This is a genomic window from Algibacter luteus, assembly GCF_900141715.1.
GTDB lineage: Bacteria > Bacteroidota > Bacteroidia > Flavobacteriales > Flavobacteriaceae > Arenitalea > Arenitalea lutea.
Window position 1 is genome coordinate 282,458 of record NZ_FQYK01000001.1, and the last position, 25,831, is coordinate 308,288.

The following is a 25,831-nucleotide window of genomic DNA, read 5'->3' on the forward strand; positions in this document are numbered from 1 at the left end:
GTCCTGTTTTATCCTGTATAATATATTAAAAAGCCAGAAAACTAGTTTTCTGGCTTTTTAATAATTGTAACTCTTGGAACCTTATTTTATAACCAATTTAGAGTTATATACACTGTTATCATTTGCCTTTGCTCTAACTAAATAAATTCCTGAAGGCAAGTTAGTATTTTGTGCAACATTAATCACATCGCTGTTAGTTGAGTTTTTATAAACCAGTTTACCTAGTATGTTATAAATTTCGATATCTTTTACTCCAGTAATATTTTGAAATGCAATTGTAAATTTATTATCTGCTGGATTAGGATATACTTTTATTGAAGAAGTATTTAGTTCTGCTTCAGAAATACTTAAAGTTGCAGATTCTAAAATCCATTTGCTTCTGTCATCTATATTGGCTGAATGTATTATGGTATTATCTACTGCGTGGTATAAATACTTACCTAGATTACGCGTCTCAAAACTATAGCTACCATCTCCGTTATCAATTACATTCCACAACTTATCTGTATCACTATTTGGTGCTGAAAAATTTGTACAAATCAAATCTGAAACACCTGTAAATCTAATAATTTTTCTGGGGCCCTGGCTATCAATATTATAATAACTAGTTGCAGGTACACTTACAAATTGCCATTCTTTATCTGAACCTACTCCAGAATCACTTGCTATAATTGAACCATCATTTGGATCCATTAAATATTTGCCTGTAGCTACATTTTTAAGTTTATAATTACCTTCAGGCGCATCTCCTGATTCCGCAACTTCTACCTTCTGGTACGTTGTATTTGCCCATCTAATTTGCGCTCTACCACCCTTAACACGGTATGCACCATATCTAATTCCAGATTCTAGCCCTCTTTCTGGCTCTGGGATATTCCAATTAAAAGCGTCACCTCCAATTACTGCATCACAATAATGTATTTTTTTTGTGGGGTCGCTTGGATCCTCTCTAAAACCTACTTCTAGCTCAAAGTTAATTTCTTCATTTTTATTTACCTGCTTTAAAAAGACTTCTTCCCTTCCGCTGCCTTCTCCACCTCGTACCAAGATACGCTCAGCATAAATATCAAATGCAACTTGCTTACCAGCGTTTATTCCTGTTCCCATAACAGGTCTAGCTAAATACAAACAAATAGCTGGATCAGGGGAACCGCCGCCTCCAGAATGTTTGCCTTTGGCTTGTGCGATGTAAGTTCCATCTTGACTAAAACTACCAGCATCACCTACCTCTAATATCCTGAATGTTCCCGTTAATCTTGCATAACTTCCAACACCTGTTTCTCCAGATCTGTCTAAAGATCGTTCTATTCTTGGTTGTAAGGTATTTGGAGCATCCCAGTGGTTAGACCCATCGGTAATGTTATAAACGCCCCAAGTTTTTCCATAAACATCAAATTCTGAGTAATCGGAGTAGCAGGTTCTATCATCAACAGTCCCTACATTAACAGGGTTTGGCAAATCTACATTTCTGGTACTGTTGTTTTCGAATTCACCAGAAGCTGGACAACTTAAATCCGTACTTGTATCTTCATCTGGCGCTACTACTACAGGAGTTTGTACATAAGGAACGAGTTCCCAATTACTTCTGTCGTCTGTATCTGGAGCCACCGCATGAGTTACGGTTCCATCTACTTCATGATACATAAATCTACCTGTTGTTCTGGACCCAAACCTGTAAGTATCATTTGTACTATTATAATCTATAGTCCACGTTTTATCTGTATCAGCAGCTGGTGCAGCCTTAGTTGTACTAACAACTACATAAGGGCCTCCTGGACCACCAGCACCTGGAGCACGTAATATTCCTAAGATTTCGCTATCAATATTATAATATGCGCCGCTCTCTACGAACTTAAAATGAGTGCTTTGCTCTTCTTCACCTAGATTTGTCATAGTTACGGGTGTTGCGCTTGCACCTGCATCTGTTAAAAATTGCCCTGTTGCTACATTTTTCAATCTGAAAATATCATTAGAAGGAAGCACGCCTTGAGCTGTTATACTAAGTGAGCATAACATTAAAACGAAAAATAAGATGGAATTAATTGTATTTTTTTTCATAGCTTTTTTATAGATATAAATCTATTGATATCAATAGATTATAAAATTATTGAACATAATTTAACAAAGTATCCTGAACTATCCTGTACCCAAGACCAAACGTATAGTTATTCGATTAAACACAAAGTTTCTAAGAAAACATAAGCACCTGAGAAAGAAATCTTTAATTAAAACAGAAAATCACTGTACCAATTTTAGAACCACAGGTCCTATTAAGCCAGAATCTTCCAAGTCAGTTTCATGCTTTTTTGGCGGATTGGTAGTCCAAGTTTTCTTTTCATCTTTAGATCTGGTATTATCGAAAATTAATTGATTTCGCCATGTATTGGTAACCTTAACTTCAATGATATTCTCTCCTTTTTTAATCGTGTCAGAAATATCAAATTCAAAAGGAGGCGCCCATTTTACCCCTATTTTTTTTCCGTTGCACCAAAGCTCTGCTATATTAGCCACTTGTCCTAAATCTAAAATACTATGCTTACCTGTTTCTTCAATATGGAGTGTTTTGTAATAGGTAATTGTTCCTGAATAATGCTTAATGGCGTTATTCTCTAATTCGGTAAGTGATTTCAAGTCTGATATTTCTATAGATTTAGTTGTATCCCAGCCTTCATCAAACTGCAACTTCCAATCACTTTGTAGTGACTTTTCTTCGATGGCTATTGCTTTTTTAATTTCATTTTTATTTTGATGAAAAATATATTCTCCAGACTTTGAAGCAATAAAATCGTCACCTTTCCATGATAATTCTGGCAAATTATCTGTTTCATGAATTCTAAACCATCCTGTTTCTGCACTTAAAATCACCTCAGCATTATAGGTGATTTTTGAAGCTAATGGCGTTTTGTTTCCTTTTGAAAATACTACAATTTGGCTTCCACTTGGCGCGAAAGAAAGTGCAACATTTGTTCTATTATTTGATGCGTTCCAAACTCTTGCTTCTTGTTGTTCGCCATTAAAAGCATTCCATATTTGAGGACACACATCTTTCAATCTAAAACTTAAAGTAGCATCCACTGGGTTATCCATATTTGAAGCCACAAAATAAATATGTGCATCCGCTGTTTCGCGGTGAATCCATTTTATATTTAAATCATCTGGAACTATCACATCTTGTTCAATTTTCTCTTCCTGTAAAACTTCGTCTAATGTTTTACCCCAATACACCTTGCCTTTACCCACTTGCTTTACACCTTCATTTGTGTTTCCCCATAACTCATCTGCAATTTGTAATAATTCTTTTAAATCATTTTCATTCTCCATTAAACTGGGTGAATCTTGAGGTTTATCTCCTAGAATTACAGCACCTGCCAATACTAATTCCTTAAGCTTTTTAGCTGTAGACAGCAACATTTCTTTAGAATCTCTTAGTGTAATGATGCGATAATCTCCTGCATTTTCAACATTAATTTTACCGTTTTCAACACTTAATCTATCATGTAGTATTTCAGCATTTAAATAATCAAAACGGTAGCCTTTTGGGAAATAGTCTAAATCGAATGGTGGGCGGTCAAAGTGATCGCCATAATATCGTAACACATCAGCTACGTATTCTCCTTGTTGTAAAACATATTGGTTTCGTGCTAAATAATTCGTCCAATCTTTCATGTAAGGCCACCATGTTTGTTGTCTAACTAGCGGAAACCCAATATTTCCTCCAAAACTAGACCCAGGAGACACATTGGTTTGCGGTGTATGCGAAAAGGTATGGAATACTAAATGATTTATGCCTTTGGTAAAATTATAATCGATTAAATATTTTACAGAAAATGGATGTTCGTTCCATTTCACACCTACTTGAGTACAAGCTTCAGCTGCCAAAACTGGTTTATTATATAAATGCACTGCAGATGCCGCATTGAAAACAGGTTTAGCATATTCGTTTTGAGCAGATGGTGCTTTGGGATACCAAAACTCAGTCATTGGAATATCGCTAACGCTATAATAACGCATAGGGTCTATAGGCAACACTTCTCCTCCGGCACCTTCAGTGTATACTTCTGCCCCCATATCATGCGCCACAGTTGCAAAATGTTTGAAGAAATTATCGATAAGTACATCATCCATGGTATGGCGCAAATCCCTCAAGAATTTTGTAGTTATTTCAGGACTTTCGACAATGTAGCCCATGGTAGCTGGCAAATAAGTTTTCATGCTATACCCTCGCCGTTGCTCAAATTCCTCGAACATATCTTCAGAATTGATAGTCCATGTAGGCACATGACTCTCCCAGCTATCTATTAATAATCCATGTAGTTTACCATCGCCTATCGGACCTCCGTCTTTTATTAAATTGCCAATCATCCCATTACGCAAATGGTTCTCAATAGTAACTTTATCTAACTTACTTGATTCCCAACCTGTAGCTTCTGGAACTGCAGGTTTATTTGTTAAGCGCATATTAATATGGCCAAAACGCACTATTGTCCATTTTCCTTCTGGAATTTCCCAGGTCAATCTACCATCACTGGTCATTTTATCAGTGAGATTAATAATCGATTCTGACTTGATAATCGTATTTTCAGAATAGTTGTATTCCACCTCTTTTTCAAGACGTCTCAATACTTTTGCCGCTTTAGCTTCATGATTATGAAATTTAGGATTGGAACTTAAGCGAATAAATTCTGGAGCAATTGTATGTTCACCAGCAAAAGTAAATACAAACGAATTTGATGTTGTTTCTGGAATGGCTAAAGTGAGGTGCTTTCGTCTATCATTCCAATTAGCGTCTGGTAAGTTTACGGTTGCTATTTCCGTTAATTTATTATCAATTAACGCTTCAACTTTAATAGCAACATCGACTTTAGGATATTGCGTACCCATGATGATATGTCGCATTTGTGGAAAAACAATAGAGCGAAGAGTTACAGGTTTATTAAACCTAGTTTTAACCCAAGTCTCCTCATTCTTTATTTTTGAAATCCCCTGCGCTCTATAGCCTTTTAAAGGTTTATCTAATTGCGTGGTTTTACGAGTTACTATAATTTTAGAATTCGGATTGAAGATATCTTTCCATGGAACTAAAGGATTATTTGTTTCAATTTTAGATGGATTCAAAGGTTGTAAATCATCTCCTTCAGGTGTTGGAAAAGCCAAAAGCTGAATATCTTTATAATTATAATCGGGTGTATGGTATAAAGAATCTATATGTAGAATGTCTTCAAAGGTATTTCCACCCTGTACTCGATAAACAGTTTCTACAACTTCGCGTTGTGCTTCTTCAACCGGTACCCAAGGCCCTCCAGTCATTGACCAACCAGGACAATTTTGCATTGTGAATTTTAAGCCTAAACGTTTGCATTCATCTGCTGCATGACGAATCATGTCTTCCCATTCAGGAGATAAAATTTTTATTGGTTTTACATTAGGGAATGGTCTTCCGTCTTTATTAAATAAGTGGATACCTTGCAGACCTGCTTCTTTTATAGCTTCTAGATCTAAAGTTAAACCCTCCTTGGAAATATTATTTCCGTTAAGGTGAAACCATGTTTCTGGATAATACTTTTCAGAAGGCGATTTAAAGTTTTCACTTAATTCCTCAAAACTTTTTTCTGTGAAAACGTCTAACGTTTTTTCACTTTTCTGTTGACAACCAAAAATTGAAATAATTGTTAATAAAAATAGAATTCTGCAATTCATAACTCAGATGTTTTTAATTAGCAATAGCTGAATCTGTACAGTCGGTATACAAAATAAGCTGCGCTTGAACTTTTGTTGTAATAAATTGGCAAACCATAAACATCAAGATATGTTTCATTGAAAACCAACTTATTTTATCATTCATATAATGTTTTTTATTTTGAATATGAACCTTATTTTAATAAAAATTCTATTCTAAATCTCGACGAAGCAACTCTAAAATTTTACTGGGCTTAAATCCAATTCTATGGCACTGAACTTCGAGTTTTGCGTTTAAAGGTAATTCAAAAGGTTCTTGATAAATTTGCCACACTTTTGAAGTTTTTCCCTGATTAGAACTTATTCTATATCCTATTGAAGCGCCTTCAGTATCACAATTTATAGTAACTTTTCCATTTTTAGTAATAATGGTTGGAGCAGATGTTTTTGGCTGAGTATCACTACCGTTCCACAGTTTTTTAATAAGATCACCTTCAGGCAAGTCAGGATTATCCCCTATGGCTTCAAGCCATTTATCCATTTCGGCACTCAACTCTTTAAGTTTATCTTGATATTCAGGATTATTTGCAAGATTGTTCAATTCAAAAGGATCAACCGAGCAATCAAACAATTCTTCTTTAGGCTTCCTTTCCCTGAACCATTGCATTTGATGTTCGTTAAGTTGCCCTTCGTTTTTCAATCTCAACAATTCCTGCATGGTTGGAATGCGCTCTCTATATTCAATAGGTAGATAATACCCTTGATCCGGTCTGTAATTTCTAATGTATTTAAATTGTTTATCTCTTACAGCTCTTATCACGTCTGTTTCTGCATCAAATCGATCAGCCGCTGCATGAATATAATCGCGTTCTTTAGCTTTATATGGACCTAAAAAAGCTTGCCCTTGCATGTATGGTTTTGGCTCTTCGTTTATAAGTGACAATAAGGTTGGTGCAAAATCCACAAAACTTATTAGTTGATTATCCTTTGTGCCTGCTTGAATTTTAGTAGGAAATCGAATAATCATTGGTGTATTTAGACCGGAATCGTAGATTAGTCTTTTTTCTCTTGGTAATGGCCCGCCATGATCTCCGTAGAAAAAGATTATTGTATTTTCCAACAAGCCATCATCTTCAAGTTGCTTTAACACCGCTCCTACTTGCTTATCCATTTCAGCGATATTGTTGTATAATTTCCACATATCGCGACGTGTTTTTTCTGTGTCTGGCAAATATGGTGGAATGTTAAATTTTGTATCTTTTGGAAGATGAATTGGTGTATCCTCTTCATTCATGCGGTTATTAGCATGATGCTCGCCAAAGTTATTCCATTTGTATTTTTTATCTCCTGCATGATAAAGTCTGGTTTCAATTTCTCTGAACCCATAAGGCTCAAACAATCCAGATTCGTGGGTTTCGGTAAAATTAATTACTGAAAAGAAAGGTTGATTCTTATCTCTATTTCTCCAATGTGCATACGGACTATTCTCATCCCAAGCGGTAACAGGCTCTCTAAATTGGTAATCGGTTTTGTAATTATTAGTACAATAATACCCTGCGCGACGCATCCATTCGCTTATCATTTTAACTTCGGAAGGCGGAACAGCTTCATAAGGTGGAAGTCCTCTTTCTTTTGTATATGAATTAACACGCATATGATTGGCGCCAATACTTGAAGGATACATGCCCGTGGCAATTGCTGCCCTACTTGGAGCGCAAACCCCTGAAGTTGAGTATAGGTTTGGATAAACTATACCTTCATTTGCTAATCTACTTAAATTAGGAGTGGCAACTGTAGTATCTCCAAAAGGTGGAATATATGGCCCCATATCTTCGGTTACTAGCCAAAGTATGTTTGGTCGTTCGGGTAACTCTAAGACAGCCTCTTTTGAGGTTTTTACTTTGGATTTATCTTTTGATTGACATCCTACAAAACCGATGCATACAATGAGTAAAAATTGGAGAAGCTTCATAATAGTATTTTTTAAAATAAAAAAGGATAATAATAAAATTAATATCCTTTCTTTCAGCGTTGTTTTTAGATCTGTTTTAACTTTAAAACTTCACTACCTGCCATTAAAAAGGCGCCTGTTCCAAAATTTTGCCAACTATCATATGATGCAGGTTCTGGGAAGGCCCCAATGTTTTGAACCCAACCTACACGACCATCGTCATGTTGACATGCTGCTATAGCATTCCACGCTTTAAGGACAGCTGAAGTATGTTTTTTATCCACTAAACCATTGTTTATTCCCCAAGCTAAAGCAAAAGTATGGAAACCACTACCGCTAACTTCACCATAATCATAAGATTCTGGAGATAGTAAACTTGTTCTCCAAAGCCCATCTTCTGGCTGAATCTCTAATATTTTCGCTGCCATTTCTTTGTATAGTTTTTCATAAAACGGACGGTGCTTATAATCTTCAGGCATATCATCCAAGATTAAAGCTAAACCAGCTATAACCCAACCATTTCCTCTAGACCAAAACACTTTTTTTCCATTTGGCTCTTTACTATCTTTTTCTGAACCGGTCCAAACAAAACGCATATCTCTTGCAAATAATCGTTCTTCTTCATCATATAATTGGTTATAGGTTTCCATATAAAACTTATGCATGTCGTCTAAATACTTAGGCTGATTGGTGTGTTTAGCATATAAATTAAGTACAGGAGGCGCCATAAATAAGGCATCACACCACCACCATAAAATGGTTCTACCGTATTCCGATTTATCGGTTCCGGCTTTCCAGTTATCATCTTCATACAAGTGTGCATCTAAAAACTTTTTAGTAGGCTCCAAGTCCACAAAGTTTTTTCTCCCTTCATTCATATCAATATATAAATAACTATATGAAATGGCTATATCATCAGCGTGATGTATTCTATCAAAAGTCTGCCAATCATTCCAATACGCTTGATTTTTTAAGGCTGCCATATACATCATATCCTTAGTAGTTTTATGTGCCCTAGCAACACCTGTATAGTATGCACCGTTAGTCCAATCGGTTGGTGCTAATGCTATAATAGGGTGTGCTTCTTGCCACTCTAAAGCTTTTATCATAGATGATTTCACTTTAGATTTATTTATGCTTTGAGATTCAGCTACTTTTTGAGCTGTTGAACAATTGAATAATAATACAACCGCTACAAGTGTTAAAATCGTCTTATTCATGATGTCTTATTTTTTTAGTTTGAATGTTGTTTCTAAATATTCTTGTGATGAGGTTCCTATTTTAACGGAATAGTCTCCAGCTTCTAAAACTTTTTCCATTGAAATACCGGTAAACTCTAACATTTTAGGTGTAATCTTAAATGAAACGGTTTTACTTTCTCCCGCATCTAATTCTATTTTCTCAAAACCTTTCAGTTCTTTATCTGGTCTTGTAACTGAACCTATTTCGTCTTTAATATACATTTGTACTACTTCTTTAGCCTTAACACTACCATTATTAGTGACTTTTACGCTAACCTCTAACTCTGTGTCTGGTGTTATTTCAGCATTTGAAATTGCAATATCTGAGTATTCAAAATTGGCATAACTTAAACCATGACCAAAAGGATAAAGCGGTCCTTTACCTAAGAACAAATATTCCTTTTTATAGTTGATTTCTTTCATACTATAGTGAAACGGAATTTGCCCAATAGACCTTGGAATTGTAACTGGCGATTTACCTGATGGCGATACTTCACCAAAAACGATTCTGGCCGTAGATTCATCACCAAATTCACTTAAATCCCAAGTATCTAAAATAGCATCGGCTTGTTCTGCTATAACATTAATAGATAAGGTTCTTCTGTGCTTTAAAACCACAATTACTGGTTTACCTAAAGCTTTAATTTTTTCAACGAGTTCGTCTTGAGGGCCAACAGGGTCAATAGTTGCTCTATCACCTAACGTACTATTACTAAAATAAGCTTCTTTTGCAGTGTACTCATCACCTCCCAAAAATAGTATTGAAACATCTGCAGACCTTGCTTTACTTACTAAACTAGCTATGGCTTTTGGATCTCTGTCTAAAAGTTCTGGTGCACCGCCTTTCTGATTCGTTAATTGAAATCCTTTTTCGGCAATGAATTTTACATTTGAACCCGCAACAGACTCAAACATCTCTTTTGTGTTTTCTTTTAATAGAGGACCTAACAAGGCTACTTTTAAAGATTTATCTTTAGACAAAGGCAACGTGCTTTTTTCATTTTTTAATAAAATTATAGACTCTAAATCTGATTCTTTGGCCAAATCTAACGAAGACTGAGCACGCACACCTTTTTTAACTTCTTCAATATCGATATACGGGTTATCAAACAATCCTAAAATAAATTTTGTTCTCAACACACGTCTTACAGAACGGTCGATTAGCTTTTCTAACTCTGGGTTTTTCTTCACCATTTCTGGCAGGTAAGCATACGAGTCTTCAGCATATAAATCGATATCTATTCCTGCTTCTAAGCCCATTTGAGCTGCAGCCTCGGGAGACTCAGCAACTTTCATGAAATAGAATAATCGCGCGATGTCATTTGAATCTGAAACCACATAACCTTCAAATCCCCATTGATCACGAAGTACACCAGTTAATAGTTCTGGATTACCATGACTTGCCACACCGTTTAAATCGCCATGAGATGCCATTATACCTAATGTTTTAGCTTCTTTCACGGCCGCTTCGAATGGTGGATAAATTTCATCAATCAAGGTTCTTTCAGAAATCTCAATGGCAGCGAAGTTAGAACCTCCTAATACTTGTCCGTAACCCGCAAAGTGTTTCGCTACGGCGCCAATATGCGTTCCATTTCCTAAACCTTCATAGTCACCTTGGACCCCTATTATGGCATTTTTAACCATCTGCGTTGTTAAATACGTGTCTTCTCCAAAAGCTTCACTCATTCGTCCAAAACGTGGGTCGCGCACCACATCTGCTTCAGGTGAATGGCACATGTGCATCCCTCGCAAACGGGCTTCTCTACCTACAACATCCCATTGGCGTTGTACCAATTCTGGATTAAACGATGCTGCTGATGTCATTGGGCGTCCAAATCGCGTACAGCCTTCTGCATCTACGCCATTGTATGATTCTGTTACAAATAACGCTGGAATGCCCCAACGGTTATTTTCAATAATATACTTTTGAAGCTCGTTATTCATTTTTGCTGCTGCTACGGCATCAATATGTTCTCCTGGATTTTTTATTCCTGCAATTCCTAACTTTAATTTTTCTATAACTCTCTCTGACAATGTTAAGTTACCATTTTCATCAGGCTTTGTACCGATGTTGGCATGAAAAATACGCATTTGTGCCACTTTTTCTTCAAGAGATAATTTAGGCAATAAGGCCTCTACACGTTCATCAATTGATAAAGATGCATCCTTATAATCCATTGAACTTGAATCATTGTTTTTACATGACGCGATAATTATTAGTACTGCTAAAAAAAATATTTTCTTCATTAGTTTTTAAATTTAAATCGATTTAATTTGAAAGACTCAGGCTTTACGTCTTTAAAAACAAAACATAGTGACTGATTTTCTTTAAGGTTTTTGGTTGCAAAACTTCTTTTTTGAAATGTGTAGATTTCATTTTTAGGTACATCGCAAATAAATAGCAACATACCTTGAGCATCATTTTCTCTAACCTCTAGTTGAACTGCTTGATTAGCAATAACTTCTAATTCTAAAGTAGATGAATGCTTTAAATTCTTGATATTAGGATATACAACAGAACTTATGTCTTCGGTCGGTTCTATTGAAAATCCGCCTTTAGTATTTTCAACTTTTACGATGTTATCGGATTTAAAATAATCTTCAGCTTCAATAATCACGTTGGCATCATAGTTCCCTACGCCAATACCATCAACTCTAATAGTGGCCATTTCACCATTTTCTTTGTAGTGAATATAACTTATGAAGCTATCTCTAAAATATCTATTTCCTGTTTGACTAATATCACAATAAATATAATACCATTGGTTATGCCACTCAAAAAATGAACCGTGACGCCCTTGTAAAAATCCATTTGGCCATGTTGGTGCATCATAGCCTTCATCAAAACTTTCTTCTTTTATAACAGAATCTTTATAATCATAAGGTCCATATAGATTATCTGACATGGCATAAAAACAGCCCCAAGACAAGTAATATTTTCCATTGTATTTATGCATGAATGGTTTATCATCTGTTGGCATTTTTTTATTATTACCATCAGGATTATAAGGTCCGCGCGGATTATTAATAATAATTTTTTTAGGTTTTTCAGCTAAACTTACCATGTCATTATTCAACCTGGCTATGTAGTAATCCCAAACACCAAAAATTATATAATGTTCTCCATTATCTTCAAAAACGGCCATATCATATTCATGAGTTGGGGTTAATTCTGAAGACAACAGTGGTCCACCCAAAACATCTTCCCAAGGGCCAACTGGAGAATCTCCTACAACAACACCTGTTTGTTCGTTACCTTCTGAAAAATAAAAATAGTATTTACCATCTCTATATGCAGCATCGGTAGCCCAACAACGTGAAAAATCTTTACCTATGTATGTATCCTTTGGATTTAGCACACTGCGTTTTGTCCAATTCACTAAATCAGGAGACGACCATACCCACCAATCTTCCATGATGAATTCTTTGTTTTCTATAGATTTATCATGAGATGCATACACGTATGCCGTGTCATTGAATATGTGAATATGTGGATCGTTTAGTCCTTGGTTTTCTACAATTGGGTTTTGAGCATGAAGAGATAAAACACACAGAAATAATAAAGTAAAAAATGAAATTTTTAAATACATAAACTGTTGATTTATTGCTAAATATTTTGTGTGTTTATCATTGAATAAATATATAATTTGCAATCTAAGTAAGCGTCCTGTTCTATCCTGTCTTCAATTATAATTTCATCCGATTCTATTGGCGTTTTATTAGCAGTACAATAAGATTCAAGTTTAACACAATTGAATTAGCTTTTAATAAAATTATACTCCAGATTGATTATAAAGAAGTTAAACCTTAACCAAATTATTTATCAACTTTTATATGAATTACCCAGTCTTTATCTGTTTCGGAAGGCGGAGCTCCTAAACCAACAATTCCTTCTGCTTTAATCGAAGTAATTGAACCATTTTGTAATTCACCACCGTGTCTTGGATTGTACCATTTTATTTGAAAATTGGCTCCAGAATCACCTAAATTCAGCTTAATTTTATCTGCGTTGGTTTCAGTATAAACGACATAAATTTCGTCTTCTTTTGCTAAGCAATATGATATGTCATCAGTTGTTAAATCGTCATTAGGTTCCATTTCCCAAAACGGAATATGATTATTAAAAAAGTGAAGTGTGTGCCTGTTTTGATCCCAAAATAAATCGCGGCTTCTAAAATCTTGACAAGTTAAATCTGAATTAGGGCTAGCATATCCGAAATACCATTCTACACCGTAACCTCCTGCCATAAGTGTTCCCCACATGGCTCTGCTTCTAGCAAAATTATGTTCAGGATCTTCATCATCAGGTAATAAAGCAATATTTGCTTTACCAGGTTCATCAACTGCTAATGCCCATTTTCTTCCAGTAGCATTCGATTTATCTCGCCATTTTAAAACTCTGGGGTGCACATCATTAAACTCAGGATGACTTAACTGTAATGAGGCTCCTGTTAATGGTGATTGATCACCTATCAATTCGGCATATCTATCATCTTTGTTTGGAAACGTATGAATAACCAAATGACTGTTATAGGCATCTAAACTAGAAACATAGTTCGCTGCCTTTATTACTTCTGAAATAGGTTGGTTGTTTTCTTCACCTAGATTCCAATTCATGGAAAGATGATGCCCAAATCTTGCAATGAGTTCTCGATAATATAATTTACCCTCGGTTCCAAAAACACCTTTATCCATTAAATGATCTGTCTCGGTTTCATGGGTTTTAAAATGGAGAAACATACCTTTTGTTTCAGCATATTCAAAAATGCGTTCCCATTGGTCTAATTTTGAAACATCAAATCGTGTTTTATGAAACATGGTTTCCCAAGCTTCTTTATTCTTTTTAACACTTGCATAAGCTTCATATTCTTCAATTGGAACTTTTAATAAATGAGGAAATATATTTCTGTCATCTCCATCTACATTAAAAGTTAAAAATGAGAAAACATTGAGTTCTTCGCTAGCTAAATAATTTATAGCTCCCAAAAGATTTTTGCCTTTATACTCTTGCCACACATAGGGTAATGCACTATTATCAAAATCTTTGGCGTGAGGCACCCAAGTTTTTTGAAAACCTAGAGCATTTGTAGATACATCAAAATCTGTATATGCTAATAAATTTTCTGGCGCGTCAACACCTAGTTTTATGAAATAATCTTGACATCCGGCATATTTTAAATAGGATTCGCCAACGTATTGCAGTCTTCCTTTAGCACGATTATCTATTCCTGTTTTATCAGATTCTGAAATAATAAATGTTCCTGCTTGTCCGTCCATAAAATCTGCGCTTGAAGCGTTACTTGCATTTTCAGCTACTGTGATATTATCTCCTTTTTTAAATGAAACTGAATATGTCCATTCTCCAACTTCATCCGGGGTAAATCGCACTTGCCAAACATTTCCTGAATCACCACTTGATTCGGCTGTATTGCCATCGGCCGCATAAAAACCTGGAATTATAAATTCTTTTTCTCCATTTTTGAAAGTAACATCCAATCTGTAGTTTAAAAACGGATTAATTTCATCCATTTCATTTGTATCTGGACCTTCAAAATTTAAAGTAATTCTATGCCATTTTTTTAACTCACCTTCAACCTTTACCGGTTTTTGTTGTTGACATGAACTTAGGAGTAAAAAAAACAATAGAGAACAGGAGATGTATTTGAGCATTATATCTTCTTTTATTTAATAACTATTTTTTTAACAAACCTATTTGTCTCATTAGATAGTTCTACAAAATAAATCCCTCGAGCGTGATTAGAAAAATCTACTTTATTTTGGGAAACGCTTCCCTTTTCTAAAACTTGACCTTGTATATTCATTAAATTATACTTTAGGTTTTGGTTATTTGATTTTATATTGAAAACACCATCACTAGGATTAGGGTAAACTGATAAATCTCGAGCATTGAAGTCATTAATACTCAGAGCCGATGTCAATTCAAATTCAATTTTATCGGGTTCACTTGACAATGATCTTTGTTGTGTTAATCTTACTGTATTTTCACCTTGAATTAATGTAACATCTGGTATTCTTGTTTCTAAATATATATTCCAATCAAAGGTTCGTGTGATTAAAACATCGTCATACAGCGTTCCATTAATTTCAATATCCATAATGGAATCATCTCTATTTCTGTTTGCCGCAAAAAGAATAAAATCATAAGTACCTGCAGTAGTTACCTGAAATTTATGTTCAATAAACTGATTTGATGCAAACGAATCTATATATTCACCTCCAGAAGCTGAAGTACTAGTACCAATATTAATATCAATGGACGCCGTTGTATAATCTTCTGCTTCTAATGATATATTATCAGTTTCTTCAGAAGTATCAACCTCAGACAATGTAAATTCTTGAAAGTATAAGGGGCGCTTATCGCCAACACCTGGTGTGTTATTTCCTGTGTCTTGCATCAAATAAACATATAACTTATCACCTGTAACAAAAGCATCAAAGTGATTAAAATTTATAGTTTCCGTTCCTATATGAACTATTTTCCAATTATTTTGACCTTCTAATGTGGTTTTAATAATTATATTCCCTCCTATAATTTCAACCATAAAGACATGGTTTTTATAACTGTAAAGTTCCCCACGGGTTTGAGGATTTGGGATAACACCATCTACATCACTAGAGAAATTTGCATCAGTAGCCAACTTATAATAATGTACATTTCTATTATCAACACGTTGCACAAAATGAATCGCACCATTTTCAGTAACTGTCCATGCTGGATCGGAAGACGATTTAGGAAATGTGGCTGTCCCATAATCATCTCCTGGTTGTGCAATCTGAACTGGGTCTAAGTTTGGGTTAATATTATTTTGGATTGGTAAAGAAATAGAAGTATCATTAACATCAAACCATGGTGTGGATGCATTTGCGGGAATTCCGTTAGTATACGCATAATATAATCCACTATTTAACATATAACCATTACTGGTATTGGCATCATTGTTAGTAGAGTATCTTATTGAAAAACCAGAATAAAACTTACCGTTTAAAAAGCGCTCACCACCATACATATTGTTTCTATTTGGTAATGCAAGCGTACCTTCATGAAATAACCAGTTATTACTCCAAACGTTACCATTATAATGTGCTAAAAGTATATCGCCATTACCAGAACCGCCTTGTCTATATCTGGCAATCAAACTTCCATCATCTGCTCTGTGTATCATTGGGTAAGTCATACGCTCATAGTCCTCACCAGATTTTAAATAGTTTCGCTTAGGATTAAAAATATCCAAAGTAAATTCATTATCAGGCACAAAAGCCATATTCGTTTTTGAGACTGAATAATTAAAGAAATCGTTAGGTAAAGAAGAGGACCTATAGGCATGCATATCATATAAAATATGAATGGTATTATCTATCGTACTAACGCCAATAGCCGCTGTATTATGAGAATCGCCACGTATACCTGTACCATTAAGAAGTTCACCGCCTTGACCGACATGTTTATGTGGAAATTCTATAGTTACCCAACTTGAGTTTAGTACGTTTAAATTCTTTCTTGAAAGCATTAGATTTCGTGTGTCCATACCACCTTTGTACCAAGTTACAAATGCGTATCCATTTACTACATCCACACAATCTCCATGCGGAGAAATCCTTTGACTAAATCTATAATTTACATCTTTTGTTCCTGCAAAGTACAACCCTCCTTCTCCATCAGGTGTCACTTTTGTTGAGTTATCTAATACGGCATTCAGCTCCTTTTGGGCTGTTATCGTGATTGACACAAAGACTATCAAAACAAACAATACGAACTGATTTTTTTTCATGTTTTTTTATATTTCGATAGCTTTCATTACTATTAAAAAAGCCAGTAGAAACAAGGTTTGTACTGGCTTTTTTTAGTAACTAATTTTAAAACGAATTTATTTTTAACTTAATTATATGTTTTCCTGGAGATAATCTAACCGAATCGAATGCAGGTGGAATTTTATTTCCATTATGGATTAAGTCTTTTCCGTCTATATCTTTTAAAGAAAACTCTGCTACCATATTTCCTGGAATTTCTATCTCGTAAGTTTGAAGTCTAGCGCCATTGTACGTATATTTTCCAATAATTGGACCTCTTACCGTTGGAACTTTTATTTCACTAGATTTCAATTTACCCATTTGAGGTTGAATAGTTGCCACACCAAAACCAGGCGTTTTAGGCTTTATACCCCATAATCCTCTTGGAATTACATTTGCCGGTACAGCACCCCAAGCGTGATTCCAATCTAAATTGTTCTTGTATTTTAAATCCCAAGCTTCTAAAGTTATGGTTGAACCTGAACGAATCATATTATACCAACTTCTTTCAGCTTTGCTAGCAAGTAGTTCTAAAGCATAAACTGCTTCACCAGCATTGTACAACCCATCCATTAAAAATTGAGCTCCATAAACACTGCAAGCCATTCCTCTGGATTTTACGAAGTCTACAACAGATTGATAATGCTCTTCTGGAACTAACCCAAATGCCAACGGCATCATATTAGCATGCAGAGACGCATGATCTGTTCCTATACCATCTATATAAATACCACGGGCTGCATCGAACATTTGTTCGTTAACCGCCTTTTTAACTTTTGCTGCTCTTAATTCAAAGTCTAATACCTCTTGTGTTTTGCCTAAAATTTGAGCAAACTCAGCCATAATTTTCATGTTTTCGTAGAAAAACGAATTAATTACAGTGCTGTAAGGTTGGAACACAAATCCGTCGCGTTCTCCTTTTGTTTTGCTGCCGTTAAAATTGGCAGATGGCCAATCCACAATATCAGTTAATGGCTTTTTATAACCTTCAGGGAAGCCTAACTTTTTCATGAATTCGTCATCTACTTTTGTAGAAGTAATTAATCCTTCGTCATTAGAGAGTTCAAAAAGTGTTTTATGTTTTAATGGCTCATAATACCTTTCAATAAGTTCCGTATTTCCTGTATACATATAATCGGCATATATCAATAAAGCCACATGTTGTTGCCATTCGGTAGGCCATGTTGGATTTTTCATAAAATACTCGATAGTTCTTCTCGCCATGGCAAATTCTCTATCCGTAGTATAATGACTTAATTGATTCAAGTATGCATCTGCTTCGTAAGGAATACGTTCCCTATCTCCATCAACATATAACCCATTAAATGTTGTAGCTTTTATGGAATATTTACATAAATCCCAAACCTGATTTAAAACATCGTTATTACTTTTAAAACTACTGGCATTATCATCCCAATAGGTATGAAACGCTAGTTGTTCAATGTCTTCTGCTGAAATTGATTCTTGCGCCCCTTCTATTTCGGCATATCGAAATGGCACCAAAGGTGGAAATCCATCTGGTAAAGGAATGGCTTTATTAGCTCTTGTATTTCTCTCATCTTCCTGAACTTTTATTTGATACTTTGTTTGCCCAGGTTTAACATCCACTTTTATTTCTTGATAACGAATATTGCTTTTTGCAGGTGGAGTTCTGTTAACATTACCTTTTTCGTCTAACATTTCCCCAACCCTAACGGTTAAGGTATGTGGCGATTTGGCATTATAGGTAAAATCCATAGTAGCAAAAGCTGCTTTTCCGAAATCAATAAAAACAAAGTCGTCTCGTTTTTCAAGTTTTACCGGTGCTACTTTCGTAACTACAAATTTGTTTTCAGTTGAAATAATATAACTATCACTTTTACCTGTGGTAAACTTTTGAGGCTCTGAATAATCAACTAAACGATTTTCTTCATCCCAAATCCTCACTTTCCAGTAGTAAGTTTTCCCTATTTCAAGTGGATTTCCATTATACTCAACATTTGTTGACTCTAAAGATCGAACTTGACCGCTATCCCAAACATCGCCGTTATTATTGTTGATGCTTTTCTGGTTGGAAGCGACTAATATTTGGTAAGCCCCTTGATATTTAGCACCTAGAGGTACCGTCCAGCCAAATTCTGGTTTTAAATCGAATATTTTAACATCCGTACTAGGTTCTCTAATTAACTCAACCGTTAAATCTGTTGGTGCCGCTCTAAACTCATTACTGTTCTTCTTAATTAACTCATCAAGTTTTGCTCGAAGATTATCGGCAACTGCTTTATACTTCTTCTTTCCTATTAAATTGTTAATCTCTTTAGGATCTTTTTTAAGGTTATAAAGCTCTTCGATTGACTTATCATTTACATATCTAAAATATTTCCATTCTTCAGTTCGAACACCTTCACTTGGAGGAATTTCACTAAAATCCCATATGTGTTCTATTAAAATGGTATCTCTAGCAATTGTATTGGTTTCTTTTTTTACAATTGGTAGTAAGCTTTTACCTTGCCACGTGTCTGGCGCTTTTACACCTGCTAAATCTGCAATTGTTTGTGTTACATCAATATTTAGTACCATGTCATCAATATCTTGATGTGAGTTCACACGTGGATCAAATACAATTAAAGGTACTCGAATTGAGTTGTCGTACATCAGCCATTTTCCTGCTAATTTACGTTCACCTAAAAAATATCCATTATCACCCATTACAATGATAACTGTATTTTTTTCTAAGCCTTTCTCTTCTAATTTTTTTCGAATTTTTGCAATTTCTAGGTCTATTCCAGAAATCATTCGGTAATATCCTTTTAAGCTGTGTTGGTATTTTTCTGGAGTATCATAACGCCAAGTCCAGCGTAACCAGTTAAATCCGTCTCTTACTATTTTAGGTTGTGCGTTAAAATATTTATCATCACCTAGCTCAGGTTCTGGAATGGTTATGTCCGTAAGTAATTTATCTGTTTCAGCTTGCCAAAAATATTGATCTGGTGCACTATCATGCGCATGAGGTGCACTAAAGCTCAATGAAAGGCAAAATGGTTTTTCATTTGTTGCATTTTTATCTATAAAATCGATAGCTTGTTGCCCTGTGTAACGGGTTAAATGTACTGTGTCATTATCAATGGTTTTATAATAATATCCTCTTCTATCTTTAAAACTGTGATTTCTGTCATAATCTTCATACTCATCAAATTGTTTATCCAAATCATTATAACGAACGCCATATTTTCCATAAAAGCCCGTATAATAACCATTGTTTTTTAACACGGTTGGATACGAATTTGCCATATATTCTTCACGCACATTTCCTGTTTGAAAATTAAAATTATGTGCTCTTTCATGTAAGCCTGTAAATAAACTCGCTCTACTCGCAGCACAAATTGGTGTAGTAACAATAGCAGTATTGAAATAGGTTCCTGATTTTGCCAAATCATCCATTTGCGGGGTTTCTACATATTTGTTACCCGCATACCCAATAGCATCAAAACGTTGATCATCTGTAAGAATGAATATAATATTTGGTTTATCTTCAGTGCTTTTCTGTTGAGCATTTGACGCGTTAAAACCACATATTGTTGAAATTAACATGAATAAAAAACTGACTTTTCGCATTTGATTTCTTTTTATTTAAAGAGAATTTTAAAAAAATTGTTTGTAAAGTATAAAACTAGGGTTTAGCCCTAGGAGTTCCATCCTGCTCTATCCTGAAATAGAATTAAAAACTCCTTAAATTAAAAAATCTTCAACAATAATGATTAATGGTTGAAGATTTATACTTTATAAAAATTTCTGAAATAAATAATTATCCAAAATTCCACTCGGAATTCCAATCAATTATTTTATTATTATACATGGCATCCAATCCCATTTGAACGCATATGGCTGCTTTGGCTCCCGTAACTATATTGGATTCTGGATTTTTATTATTTAAAATAGATTCCTTAAAATCTAAAAGAGCCTGCTTACTCGGGTCTAGATGTTCTACGTTTAAGGGATAACCTTTTTCTGCATCCCAACCCGATGTGGCTCCACTAACGCCATCAACATCACCTATTATTTTATTTTTTTGCCCTTCGGGATAAAACCAAGCCTTTTTAGTATCGATAATAATCGTGCCTTTATCTCCCAAAACTTTAATTTGATATCCATCTCTAGCGTTACAAGTTAAACTCGTGAATTTTGCTTTAACGCCACTTGGATAAGTATAAACTAAATGAACATTATCATAAGTTTCTCTACCATCTTTCCAATAATCAATCCCCCCGACACCCATAACTTGATTTGGAGTTTCATTAAGTACCCAGTTTACAAAATCGATTTGATGCGAACAGAGTTCAGCCGTTAATCCGCCTGAAAACTCTCTATACATTCTCCAATTTAGTGCTTTTTCAAATTTAGGTTCAGGAACAACTCTTCGCCAATCACCACGACGATTCCATTGGCACTCAAAGGCAACAATTTTACCAACTTTTCCTTGTTTTAATAAATCAACCACAGCTGTGTAAAGCCTTGAACTATGGTATTGATGTCCTGTTTGAAATATTAATTTAGAATGTTCCGTTTTTTGAACTAATTCCTGAATACCGGTATACCCTTTAGCTAAAGTTTTTTCACAATACACATGTTTGCCTGCATCAAGCGCATCAATGGCAATTTTTGAATGTGTATTAAATGGCGTAGCGACTATAACCGCATCAACATCTTTATTATCTAATAGTTTTCTGTAATCTAAATACCCAACGGGGTTTGAATTTGCTTTTGCCAAACCTTCTTTTAATCTAAAAGGTAATACATCACAAGATGCGACAACATTTACATTTTCTATAGAATTAATAATATTAGTAAGTCCGCCACCACGATCTCCAGTGCCAATTACACCAATATTTATGGTACTATTAGCATTTATATTTGACATTACATTGCCATACAAATATGAAGAACTAGCTATACCTGCCGTAGCAACGGCTGTTTTTTTTATAAATAATCGTCTTTTCAAGTTTTATAATTTTGGTTCCCAACCTGGTTCATAAGTTCTAGACCATAATTTCATAGCCTCTCGGTTGTACATCATGCCGGTTTTATCGTTTATATCAAAACCGTCATTAATTCTATACGCAATATTAGCATAATGCACCATAGCCATACTTTTACTAGCATCATCAATCGGTGCCGTTAATTTAGTTTTGCCCCTAATGGTATCAAATAGATTTTGAACATGTTTTGTTGAAGTGTCTCCGCCACCTCCTAAGGCGGTTCCAGCTTCTTTAGATGCTGAATTATACTCTTTAACTAATTTTCCTCTACGATCGTATAACATATATTTACCTCTATCGACAAATACAGTTCCTTCTGTACCATAAATAACGGTACCTCGCCCTGTACCATAAGTACTATAGCTATTTCTAGATTTACCATCCCATTTAATGACTTTATTGTCAGCAAACTTAAAAGTAGCCTCCATGTCATCATACATCTCCCAACCATCATCTAGAAAGTGACGTTTTTCTGCTTCAACATAAACGTGCTGTGGAAAATCTACTTGTAATGCCCAACGTGCCACATCTAACTCGTGGGTTCCGTTATTACCAGCTTCTGCTGTTCCATATTCCCAACCGTACCAATGCCAATTGTAATCCCATGTTTCAGAAGTATATGCACGTCTTGGGGCTGGACCTTGCCATAAATCCCAATCTAACCCTTCAGGGATAGATGCACTTTTTTGCAATGGCACCTGACCTCTTCCATTGTTGTAAAAAGCAACAGCCTTATATGGTTTTCCTATTACTCCATTATGAATTTCATTAATAATTTCAATGGTATGGCCAGACGAACGTTGCTGGTTTCCCATTTGGACTATTTTATTGTAATGTTTTGACGCTTTTACCAATTGCTCATTTTCATACATGTTATGACTACATGGTTTTTCAACATACACATGCTTACCTGCTTTCATAGCCATAATAGAACCTGGAGTATGCCAATGGTCTGGCGTAGCGTTAATCAACACGTCTACATTTTTATCGTCTAATACTTTTCTAATATCATTCTCCAAAGTTGGATTATAATCAATATGTTCTCTAAAAGCTTTTAATCCCTTTAAACGTTGACTTTCCATAACGTCGCACAAGTAAAGTAATTTGGCATTACTTTCCTTTAACGCTATTGGAGATTTAAATGCATTTAAGCGTCTTCCTAAACCGGCAATAGCTACATTTATTCGATTGTTTGCGCCAATTATACCATTATAGCTTTTTGCAGACATAGCATTTACGCCGCCAACTAAAGTGACACCTAATGCTGCTGTTGTTGTTTTTTTTATAAAATCTCTACGATTATTTCCCATTTTACTCATTCTTTGATTTTGGAACTTTGATTTTAATATTTCTGAAAGACACCTTGTCTCCGTGATCTTGTAATAAAATTTGCCCTTTTTCTAGCATACCAAAATTTGGCCACTTGGCATATTTACTTTCTGAAACCAATTTTAAAAATTCTTTACTGCCTCTTTCATATTCTAGAACTTTTACATCGTTTAACCAATGTTCGACATGATTATCTATAGATTTTATATAGGCAGTATTCCATTCTCCAATTGGTTTAATTGGCTTACTTGGATCGGCTTGAATTAAATCATACAACGAACAAACTGTTCTACTACCTTCATGAGAGCCTAATTTAGCATCGGGATGAAGTGCATCGTCTAAAATTTGATATTCCAACCCTATTGACGACCCTGGGCCTTTATTCAATTCGGTATCTACATAATATTTAATACCACTATTGGCTCCTGGAGTTAACTTAAAATCTACTTGTAACTCAAAATTACTATACTCATTTGTAGTTACAATATCTCCTCCTGCAGCAGATTCAGCGCCTCCAGAAGGTAAAACAATAAGTTCTCCGTTTTCAATTACCCAGCCATCGTTTGGAAATGTATCTAACTTAGCACCTCGCCATCCGTTGGTTGTTTTACCATCCCAGAGCATTTGCCATCCAGATTTTTGTTCATTAACTGTCAGGCTGTTTTTTGTTATAATCGGCTCTAACGGTGAATTAGTGGCATATTTAGATAAATTCTCTGTTAAAATCTTAGCATTCTTCCACATGACCTGTTTACCAAGTTTTTCTTTGCTATTGCCTATAGAGTGCACTTGTAAAGCTATAAATCCGCTTGCTGTTTTATCATCAATTAAATGCGACGCCGGAACACCATTTATCCATGTTTTTATGGTATCAGCTATTGCTTCAACACGGTAATGATTCCAACTATTTTGTTTAAATGCCTTTTGGGCCTCTGGATTATTTTCTAAAGTGTTTAACCATTTGCGTCTTCCTTCATCATAGATTCCGCCACTCCAAGAACGTTTTGATGGATCAATTTCTACCTGATATCCATGCACTCGTCCATTTTGATAGTATGGATAGCTATTACTTCTAATTTGAATTCCTGAATTCATAGTTGAATCTACCTTAAATTCAATTTCTAAAATAAAATCACCATACATTTCATTAGATGATAAAAATGTATTCGGTGTATTAGAAGCTGTTGTGCCTATTATAACTCCGTTTTCATTTTTATAAGTGGCCTCACCACCTTTGATATTCCATCCTTCCAAAGAATTATTTTTTATTAAATCTACCCAAGGGATTTCTTGTTTAGTTTCTTTACAAGCACTAAAACCTGTTGCAGCTAAGACTATGAGCAACAATACATTGAATTTAATTATTTTCACGTGATGTTATTTTAATTGATTAAGAAAAACTAAATATAACTAGTTCAATTAAATTTACTGTCCTGCTCTATGCTGATTTTTTAAATTCTTCAAAAAAAACCTTTCATTAAAAATATTTTAATGAAAGGTTTTGGACTATTTTAATATTACGCCTAATAAGTAATTTAATCTATTTTCAACGTTATTTGATTATAACAAAAATAGCGGGATTAAATTCTCGCTATTTTTAACTTAAACAATATTTTTATGATGACTTAAAATTAAGGCATTTCAAAGTCAAGTGTAAACTCTTCAAATTTCACATCTCTATCTCTTATAACTAAAGTATCTTTAACTGTATGCACTAAATCAAATGTTGATGTTTTTGTTGATATTAATGTACCAAAAAAGCGGTTCTCAGTGACTTCAACTTCAAGTTCTCGGTATTCATAATCTAAGTAAATTACGTCTCGACTTTCTCCACCCCATTCATCTCCATTTTCAACAAACTTTCCTGAGCCCGTTACAACAACAGTGCTAGTTGGGTCAGCATTAGCAACAGTAATATCTTCATTATCGTTAAATGTCAATAGTAAAGACAATGTATTATTAGTAGCAATACCTGGTCTTCTAACATTAATAGTAGTAATTGCTTCATTCCTTCCTGCAGTTGATAATGGAAGTAACTCATCACCCACAACAAACTCAGATCTATAAACTGAAGAGCCTTCAATGTTCTCTGTTTCCGTTTCTGTGGGATTTCCGTTTTCATAAACCGTAACCGATTCGTTAGATCCTACAGCTTCATCCTCACCGCGTCTTAAATAGATACCTTGATATTTATTCATAAACTTGATACCAAAAAGTGTATAGTCCTTAGGTAGTGTTTGCCAATCATCTGCTTTAATTTTAATAGGATTTGTAACCCCTTCAGCTGGTACACCTACTAAAAGCGAATCCAATTCTTCATAATCTGTAATTCTTAATGGAATTACATAATGTACATCACCAAAATCGGCAAATGATTGTGGGTCATCAAAAAAGGCATCTGAAAGCTGCACTGGGATACGCCCCTTTGTAGAACCAGAAGGAATTGTTACTGGGCTTTCCTGTTCAATAGTGTAGTAAGAAGCTGGTAAAACCTTAACATTTACAGTATCTAAGCCTAAAGCAGTAGCATCTATCAAATCAGGAGCTAACTCAAAATGTACTCTTCGATTTTTATTATTATTATAAACTCCTGACATAATAACACCGATTTCAAACCTACCATTATTATCATTTTCGTTATAACCCAAATCATACTTCCCCTGAATTAATGTTCTTACAGGGGTTTGAAATGGAAAATATACTGAAGTTGAGCCAAAGTCGTCAAATTCATTTTCCTGATTTTCGCAAGCCATAAAACTTAAGGCAATTGCACATATTATTAAATATTTTATTTTCATGTCTAAATA

The 25,831-nt window shown here is 34.8% G+C and carries 13 protein-coding genes; all 13 read right to left on the minus strand.

Features of this window, described 5'->3' with window-relative positions:
- Window positions 1-81: 81 nt before the first annotated feature.
- On the minus strand, window positions 82-2,058 hold the full coding sequence (locus BUA46_RS01090; RefSeq protein ID WP_019388514.1) for a T9SS type A sorting domain-containing protein: 1,977 nt from the start codon (window positions 2,056-2,058) through the stop codon (window positions 82-84).
- Between the two features lie 180 nt (window positions 2,059-2,238).
- A complete protein-coding gene (locus BUA46_RS01095) occupies window positions 2,239-5,697 on the minus strand; it encodes a glycosyl hydrolase (protein WP_019388513.1) in 3,459 nt (1,152 codons plus the stop codon).
- A gap of 190 nt (window positions 5,698-5,887) precedes the next feature.
- Window positions 5,888-7,648 carry a sulfatase family protein gene (locus BUA46_RS01100; protein WP_019388512.1) on the minus strand — a complete coding sequence of 587 codons (1,761 nt, stop codon included), beginning with the start codon at window positions 7,646-7,648 and terminating at the stop codon, window positions 5,888-5,890.
- Window positions 7,649-7,713: 65 nt separating this feature from the next.
- On the minus strand, window positions 7,714-8,847 hold the full coding sequence (locus tag BUA46_RS01105) for a glycoside hydrolase family 88/105 protein (RefSeq protein ID WP_019388511.1): 1,134 nt from the start codon (window positions 8,845-8,847) through the stop codon (window positions 7,714-7,716).
- Window positions 8,848-8,853: 6 nt separating this feature from the next.
- Window positions 8,854-11,118 carry a glycoside hydrolase family 3 N-terminal domain-containing protein gene (locus BUA46_RS01110; protein WP_019388510.1) on the minus strand — a complete coding sequence of 755 codons (2,265 nt, stop codon included), beginning with the start codon at window positions 11,116-11,118 and terminating at the stop codon, window positions 8,854-8,856.
- Complete coding sequence (locus tag BUA46_RS01115; protein ID WP_019388509.1) at window positions 11,118-12,461, minus strand: family 43 glycosylhydrolase; 1,344 nt, start codon at window positions 12,459-12,461, stop codon at window positions 11,118-11,120. The genes BUA46_RS01110 and BUA46_RS01115 overlap by 1 nt, the downstream gene beginning before the upstream one ends.
- A 226-nt stretch (window positions 12,462-12,687) precedes the next feature.
- A complete protein-coding gene (locus BUA46_RS01120) occupies window positions 12,688-14,541 on the minus strand; it encodes a DUF5060 domain-containing protein (RefSeq protein ID WP_019388508.1) in 1,854 nt (617 codons plus the stop codon).
- 11 nt (window positions 14,542-14,552) lie between these two features.
- Window positions 14,553-16,661 carry a BNR-4 repeat-containing protein gene (locus BUA46_RS01125; RefSeq protein ID WP_019388507.1) on the minus strand — a complete coding sequence of 703 codons (2,109 nt, stop codon included), beginning with the start codon at window positions 16,659-16,661 and terminating at the stop codon, window positions 14,553-14,555.
- Window positions 16,662-16,746: 85 nt separating this feature from the next.
- Complete coding sequence (locus BUA46_RS01130; protein ID WP_026010131.1) at window positions 16,747-20,274, minus strand: sulfatase-like hydrolase/transferase; 3,528 nt, start codon at window positions 20,272-20,274, stop codon at window positions 16,747-16,749.
- A gap of 190 nt (window positions 20,275-20,464) precedes the next feature.
- Entirely contained in the window at window positions 20,465-21,658 is a 1,194-nt protein-coding gene (locus tag BUA46_RS01135; protein WP_019388505.1) for a Gfo/Idh/MocA family protein, read from the minus strand.
- 3 nt (window positions 21,659-21,661) lie between these two features.
- Entirely contained in the window at window positions 21,662-23,014 is a 1,353-nt protein-coding gene (locus BUA46_RS01140; RefSeq protein ID WP_019388504.1) for a Gfo/Idh/MocA family protein, read from the minus strand.
- Window positions 23,007-24,395: a 3-keto-disaccharide hydrolase gene (locus tag BUA46_RS01145; protein WP_019388503.1), complete on the minus strand. Its 1,389-nt coding sequence runs from the start codon at window positions 24,393-24,395 to the stop codon at window positions 23,007-23,009. The genes BUA46_RS01140 and BUA46_RS01145 overlap by 8 nt, the downstream gene beginning before the upstream one ends.
- A 260-nt stretch (window positions 24,396-24,655) precedes the next feature.
- Complete coding sequence (locus BUA46_RS01150; protein ID WP_019388502.1) at window positions 24,656-25,822, minus strand: DUF5627 domain-containing protein; 1,167 nt, start codon at window positions 25,820-25,822, stop codon at window positions 24,656-24,658.
- Between the last annotated feature and the right edge of the window lie 9 nt (window positions 25,823-25,831).